Source organism: Rhizobium acaciae, assembly GCF_025941625.1.
In the GTDB taxonomy this organism is placed as follows: domain Bacteria; phylum Pseudomonadota; class Alphaproteobacteria; order Rhizobiales; family Rhizobiaceae; genus Rhizobium; species Rhizobium acaciae.
Window position 1 is genome coordinate 329542 of record NZ_JAPCZO010000006.1, and the last position, 6308, is coordinate 335849.

A 6308-nucleotide genomic window follows, 5' to 3' on the forward strand; every position below is an offset into this window, starting at 1 on the left:
GCAATGGCAAAAGAAATCTTCTGCAGCTTCGGCATCGACGTGGACGCCGTCGCCGGCTGGCTCGGCTCGTATGGCGGCGAAGATTCGCCGGACGATATCTCGCGCGGCCTGTTTTCCGGCGAAGTCGGCAGCCCACGGCTGTTGAAGCTGTTCGAGCGCTTCGGCATCAAGACCACCTGGTTCATCCCCGGCCACTCGATCGAGACGTTCCCGGAGCAGATGCAGGCCGTCGCCGATGCCGGCCACGAAATCGGCATCCATGGCTACACCCATGAAAACCCGATCGCCATGACGCGCGAGCAGGAGACGGAGGTGCTCGACAAGTGCATCGATCTCGTCACCAAGCTCTCGGGCAAGCGGCCGACCGGCTATGTGGCGCCGTGGTGGGAGTTCTCGAACGTCACCAACGAACTCCTGCTCGAGCGTGGCATCAAGTACGACCATTCGCTCATGCATAACGACTTCACGCCGTACTATGTCCGCGTCGGCGACAGCTGGACCAAGATCGACTATTCGAAGAAGCCGTCGGACTGGATGGTGCCTCTGAAGCGCGGTCACGAGACCGACCTGATCGAGATCCCGGCATCCTGGTATCTCGACGACCTGCCGCCGATGATGTTCATCAAGAAGGCCCCCAACAGCCACGGCTTCGTCAACCCGCACGACATCGAGCAGATGTGGCGCGACCAGTTCGACTGGGTCTATCGCGAAATGGAATACGCCGTCTTCCCGATCACGATCCACCCTGATGTCGCCGGCCGGCCGCAGGTACTGATGATGCTGGAGCGTCTTTACGCCCACATGATCAAGCATCCCGGCGTCAAGTTCGTGACGATGAACGAGATCGCCGACGACTTCGCCAAACGCTTCCCGCGCAAGAAGTAAGAGGCAAAGCCGATGTGTTCGCTCTGCGGCATTCTGGGTGGCAACGAGCACTGGGCCGACGCGGTCGCGCGGCCCGGGGTCTATACCCGCTCCGCCGAGCGGATCGACCGCCGGCGCGAGCGCGCCCGCCGTGTTGCGATCGCCAACTGCATTCTCGACGCCTTCGGTCTCTCCATCTCCGACTGGCAGGGATCCTCCTTCCTGCTGTCGACCCGGACCGGAAAGACCGAGATCATCGAAGATCTCGGACATCTTTGGCCGGCGGCCGAGCGGCTTGCGGGCCGGCCGCTCGATCCGCTGGCCGAGCCGCTTCTCGACCGGCTGGAGGCGAACCGTCATGGTTGATGCGTTTCCGGCCTTCACGCCCGTCACGTTGCTGACCGGTTTTCTCGGGTCCGGCAAGACGACGCTGCTGCGCCGGCTGCTGACCGATCCGGCGCTCTCGAACGCCGCTGTGCTGATCAATGAGTTCGGCGAGGTCGGGCTCGACCATCACCTGCTCGAGCGCATCGACGAAAACATGGTGCTTTTGCAGTCCGGTTGTCTTTGCTGCACGGTGCGGGGCGAACTGGCCGATGCGATCCGCGATCTGCATTCGAAGCGCGAGCGCGGCATCGTCCCGCCCTTCGACAGGATCGTCATCGAGAGCACCGGACTTGCCGATCCTTTTCCCGTTCTTTCCACGTTGAAGGCCGATCCGGTTCTGCGGCATCATTTCCGGTCCTCGGGCGTGATTGCCACCGTCGATACCGTCAATGCGGGGAGGCAGCTTGCCGCCTATCGCGAACCGATGCGGCAGGTGGCCGTGGCCGACCTTTTGGTGCTGACCAAGGCCGATATCGCCGAGACCGGCCAGGTCGCGCGGGTTACGGCGATGATCCGGCAGATCAATCCGGATGCGCCGATTGTCCTTTCGTCGGACGATGTCGTCAGTCTGATGGAGGACATGACAACCGGCCGCGCCGAGGCAATGCAGTCGCCGGGCGGCTTCTATTGCGACGACCCGGGGCCGGTTCTTGCCAGCGACCATTCCGACGGCATCCGGTCCTTCGTGCTGGTGAGCGAAGGCACGGTCGACTGGACAGCCTTCGGGATCTGGCTGACCATGCTGCTCAATCGGCACGGCGACCGTATCCTTCGGGTCAAGGGTATTCTCAACATCGAGGGCGAGGACTTTCCGGTCGCGATCCACGGCGTGCAGCATCTGGTCCATACGCCCGTCCATATGCAATCCTGGCCCGGCGGGGACCGACGGTCCCGCATCGTCTTCATCGTCGACGGCATCGCGCCCGCGGTGATCGAGCGATCGTTTGACGCCTTCAATGGGCTCGGCGTGGCAAAAGTCGCGCCGAAGCGGATCGAGGAACTGCAGCCATGAGAAAAATGCCGACGCCGAAGAGCTTTCCGACGCCCGCCCTGCATACAGAGGGCCGGATCAAGCTTCGCATCCTCGGCACGGCGATTTCGCTTCTCGAAGAACTTCGGCTCGGTGCCGAGCGCGATCTCGGCATGGATATCGAATTCGACAATCAGGACTTCATGACCGCCCAGCACAAGGCGGCGCTGGAGCCGATGACCTACGACATCTACGACCAGTGCTTCCACAACCTCGATATCGTCTGGTACTGGCGCGCCGTGCAGCCGATCGACATCGGGCGGATCACGCTTTGGGACGAGATCACCGATCTGACGAAAACGGGCCGCATTGGACCGAATGCGCGGATCGGGCAGGGCGATGCGCCGGTGACCAAGCTATTCGTGCAACCGAACCTGGCGCTTGCCGAAACGCCCTCGCAACGCATCTCGATGCTGCCGACGACGCATAATTTCGACAGCTTCGCCTACCGCACCGATGCGGCCAATTCCAACCAGATGACCTCCTGGGCGGCATTGCTCGACCCGCGTTGGCACGGGCGCGCAGCCCTCGTCAACGAGCCGGCGATCGGCATCTTCGACGCAGCCCTTGCGGCGCAGTCGGCCGGGCTGATGACCTTTAACAATCTCGGCAACATGAGTATTGAGGAAATCGATCGGTTGCTGTGCATTCTGGAGGAGCGCAAGAAGGCCGGCTTTTTCCGCGGCTTCTGGCGTTCTGCCGAGGACGCGGCGAACCTGATGACGAAGAGCGACACGCAGATCCAGTCGATGTGGTCGCTCGGCATCAGCAAGCTGAACCTGCGCGGCTTTCCCGTCGAACTCGCCAATCCCGCCGAGGGTTACCGCGCCTGGCATGGCGGGCTCTGCCTGTCGAAGCGGCTCTCCGGCCGGATGCTCGATGCGGCCTACGATTATCTCAACTGGTGGATCTCGGGCTGGCCCGGCGCGGTGGTGGCCCGGCAGGGTTATTACATGTCAACGCCGACACGCTCGCGGCCGCACATGACGCCGGCCGAATGGGACTATTGGTACGAGGGCCTGCCGGCCGCGGCCGACCTGCCAGGCCCCGACGGCCTCCTCCGCGTCAAGACGGGTGCGGTGCGCAGCGGCGGCTCCTACTGGCAGCGCGCCAACTCGATCGCCGTTTGGAACACGACCATGGACGAACACAATTATCTGGTGCGCCGCTGGATGCAGTTCGTGGCGGCGTGAGCAAAGCGGGAAAGACAGAATGACCCTTTCTTACGGCTCCCTCTCGATCGCCCAGCTCTCCACCCTCATCCAGGGTGGCAGCGTCAATCCTGTTGCGGTGGCGGAGCAGGTCTTCGGGGCGATCGACGACCATGACGACAAAGCGATCTTCATCTCGCTGACGCGGGAGCGGGCAATGGCGGAAGCGCATGCCTCCTCGAAGCGGCTGAAAGACGGTCGTTCGCTTGGCTTGCTCGAAGGCATTCCGGTTGCCTGGAAGGATCTCTTCGATGTTGCCGGCGGCGTCACGGCGGCGGGGTCCAGGCTGCTTCTTCGTGATCAGGCACCGGCCGCAGTCGACGCTGCCGTCGTCTCCGCGCTGGCTTCGGCGGGCATGGTGGCAACGGGCCGGGTCAACATGAGCGAGTTCGCCTTTTCCGGCCTTGGCATCAATCCGCATTTCGGCACGCCGAAAAACCCTCGCAGCACCGATGTCGCCCGCATTCCGGGCGGCTCGTCCTCCGGTTCGGGCGTGGCGGTGGCATCAGGTCTCGTGCCGGTCTCGATCGGCTCCGACACCGGCGGTTCGGTGCGTATCCCGGCGGCGCTGAACGGCATTGTCGGCTACAAGGCGACGCGTGGGCGATACCCGATGAAGGGCGTGTTCCCCCTTTCCGGCAGCCTCGATTCGCTTGGGCCGCTTTGCCGCTCGGTGCAGGATGCCGTCTGGATAGACGCCGCGATGCGTGGAGGCACGACACCGGCGGTTCGTCGCAAACCGCTTGCCGGACTGGAGGTCGTAATCCCCACCAACGTCGTCTTCGACGATGCCGAGCCGGGTGTCGTTGCGGCCTTCGAAGCGGCGGTTGAGCGTTTGTCCGCTGCCGGCGTCATGTTCACGCGGCTGGAGATCCCGGCCTTCGCGGAAATTCTGCAACTGATGGCAAGCCACGGTGCCCTGGTGACTGCGGAGGCCTACTGGCTGCATAAGGCGCGGATCACCGGGCCGGATGCCGGACTGATCGACCCGCGTGTGGTCTCGCGCACCCGCTTCGGTGAGGAGATCACCCTTTCGCACTACCTCGACATACTCTCCGCCCGCACGCGGCTGATCGAAGCGGTGGACCGGTTGGTCGGCGACCGGCTGATTGCCTTCCCGACCGTCGCGCATGTGGCACCGCTGCTCGAGCCGCTGAAGAGGGATGACCAGCTCTTCGTGGCGACCAACGCCAAGACACTGCGCAACACGCTGCTCGGCAATTTTCTGGACTGGTGCGGGGTGTCGATGCCTTGCGGGGCAGGCGACGCCGGCATGCCCGTCGGCTTCCTGCTGTCGGGGCTGGCGCGCGGCGACGAGCGGTTGCTGTCGGTGGCGCTCGTCGCCGAACCGGTCATTCGCGGCGAGACAATTTGAAGGCAGTCGGTCCGGCGGCTGCGAACATCAACAAGGAGAGTTGCAATGTGCATGGCGTGTTATGTCGACGAAGCGACCAAGAGCAAGATCATCGCTTACAATGCCGAATTCCATAAGGTGACGAAGAGCCCCTATGGCAGCGACGACGAGATCGGCATGCTGAACCTGATCGACGCCAAGTCGCGTTCGGCGATCATCGGCCGCACCGACGCCTCGAAGGTCTTCGACCTCTCGGTCGACCATTTCGTCGGCATGCCAGGCTGGTTCGGCGCCGGCGACCAGCCCTACCAGATCTGGATGACCCACACGCCGCAGGGAGAGATCGTCGCCAACACCATGGGCGTGACGCGCCAACAGAACGAACTCGTCGGCTACTCCGGCGACAGTATCTCGATGTACACCCATTGCGGCACGCATATCGATACGTTCAACCACTTTGGCTACAATGGCGAAATCTTCAATGGTTTCACGGCGCGGGATCACCTCGGCAGCCGAGCCTGGGATATTTGCGGCCCGGAAAAATATCCGCCGATTTTTGCACGCGGTATTCTTCTCGATATCGCGGCTATGTATGGCGTCGATACGCTGCCGCCGAGCCATCCAATCGGCAAGGCCGACATCGAGGACTCCCTGAAGAGGCAAGGGCTGAAGATCCTGCCCGGCGACGTGGTGCTGCTGCGCACCGGCCAGATGCTGCGATGGCCCGATATGGCCTTTACCCGAAACACGCCCGGCCTCAACCGCGAGGGCGCGGAGTATATCGCCAAGCATGGCGCGGTCATGATCGGCGCCGACAACCTGACGCTGGAGCAGACGCCGTCGGCGCACGAGCTCAACTTCTTCCCGGTCCATACCTATCTGCTGGCGGAAGCCGGCGTGCCCATACTTGAGATGGCCTATCTCGAAGAGTTAGGCGCCGAAAAGCTCTACGAATTCGCGTTTTTCGGAGCTTGCATCAAGTTACGCGGCGCTACGGGAACACCGATGCGGCCAATCGCGATGCCGCTGCGCTGATCGCAAGCCGCGAGAATGCCAACTCAACCCAAACGATGGCGCACAGTCGCGCCAAAACCGGATCCGGTTCAGCCGACGAGGGCCGGCGTCATTGCTGCATATGCGGTGCGTGCGACACTTGACGAGCTGTGCTGCCTGGATTTCCAGCGCGGACGCATCCAACGACGAGATTCATGGATAATCCAGGCCGTCGGTTTGAAGTCGCGAGAATTCTGAGCGGGATCCGCCGGGTCGACGCAGAACTCTTGCTAGGCTTGCCGGAAAAGTGCCGCGGCGGAAGCCGGAACGCCAGGGCAATAACTATTGCAGTTGCTGCGGCTGCGCCCAGGAGGCCGCGGCGCGAAAGGTAGATGTCACGGGGCGTGATTTCGCGGGCCGCGAGGGAAGCGGCAGAGGGACATGATCTCACCTTTGATTTGGGTTTCAA

At 63.0% G+C, this 6308-nt stretch carries 7 protein-coding genes; 6 read left to right on the top strand and 1 reads right to left on the bottom strand.

Translation table 11 applies throughout. From position 1 onward, the window contains the following. Window positions 1-3 precede the first annotated feature (3 nt). The 6 genes from OLZ32_RS12565 to OLZ32_RS12590 are packed head-to-tail and all read left to right on the top strand — an operon-like array spanning window position 4 to window position 5881. Window positions 4-885: a polysaccharide deacetylase family protein gene (locus OLZ32_RS12565; protein ID WP_168344103.1), complete on the top strand. Its 882-nt coding sequence runs from the start codon at window positions 4-6 to the stop codon at window positions 883-885. Between the two features lie 12 nt (window positions 886-897). Then, complete coding sequence (locus OLZ32_RS12570; protein ID WP_029875725.1) at window positions 898-1230, top strand: hypothetical protein; 333 nt, start codon at window positions 898-900, stop codon at window positions 1228-1230. Next, window positions 1223-2263 carry a CobW family GTP-binding protein gene (locus OLZ32_RS12575; RefSeq protein ID WP_264396228.1) on the top strand — a complete coding sequence of 347 codons (1041 nt, stop codon included), beginning with the start codon at window positions 1223-1225 and terminating at the stop codon, window positions 2261-2263. Before OLZ32_RS12570 ends, OLZ32_RS12575 begins: the two co-directional genes overlap by 8 nt. Further along, entirely contained in the window at window positions 2260-3474 is a 1215-nt protein-coding gene (locus OLZ32_RS12580) for an ABC transporter substrate-binding protein (RefSeq protein ID WP_264396229.1), read from the top strand. The genes OLZ32_RS12575 and OLZ32_RS12580 overlap by 4 nt, the downstream gene beginning before the upstream one ends. A gap of 19 nt (window positions 3475-3493) precedes the next feature. Next, entirely contained in the window at window positions 3494-4867 is a 1374-nt protein-coding gene (locus OLZ32_RS12585) for an amidase (protein WP_264396230.1), read from the top strand. Window positions 4868-4912: 45 nt separating this feature from the next. Next, window positions 4913-5881: a cyclase family protein gene (locus tag OLZ32_RS12590; RefSeq protein ID WP_264396231.1), complete on the top strand. Its 969-nt coding sequence runs from the start codon at window positions 4913-4915 to the stop codon at window positions 5879-5881. Between the two features lie 88 nt (window positions 5882-5969). On the opposite strand, the gene OLZ32_RS39385 is transcribed toward OLZ32_RS12590, so the two are convergent. Further along, complete coding sequence (locus tag OLZ32_RS39385; protein ID WP_406648105.1) at window positions 5970-6290, bottom strand: twin-arginine translocation signal domain-containing protein; 321 nt, start codon at window positions 6288-6290, stop codon at window positions 5970-5972. Window positions 6291-6308: the final 18 nt, after the last annotated feature.